We start from the raw sequence: 329 nt of genomic DNA, 5'->3' as shown, positions 1-329 counted from the left end.
CCCAGCATCATCAGCAGTACCGCCAACACATCCGGCACACCACGACGCGACAGCCAATGCATCATTGGAGCACTGAGCACGGCAATAAAAACCGACAACAGAAAAGGCACCAGAATATCCGCCGCACTGCGCACACCGGCAATCACAATAATAGCGGCCGCCAACGTCACAAAGATGTTGCTGGTTACATGAGTATTAGTCGACATGATTTCTTCCCGAAACCCCTGAAGGCGAAAGGCTCAACTTACACCAGCCAGCGTTCGGACGCATCCAGTGAACAACCGCGATGATCATGGACTTGGCAGCAAGCAAAGAGTTCTGTATTATCC

1 pseudogene is annotated in these 329 nt (G+C 52.0%); it reads right to left on the bottom strand.

Annotated elements, in window-relative coordinates:
- Positions 1-206, bottom strand: a pseudogene (locus Q4563_RS17995) (AI-2E family transporter); the annotation flags it as partial.
- Positions 207-329: the final 123 nt, after the last annotated feature.

It is taken from the genome of Gilvimarinus sp. 1_MG-2023 (assembly GCF_030548285.1).
The sequence above is the reverse complement of the archived record's forward strand: the minus strand, read 5'-3'. Positions and strand labels throughout refer to the sequence as shown.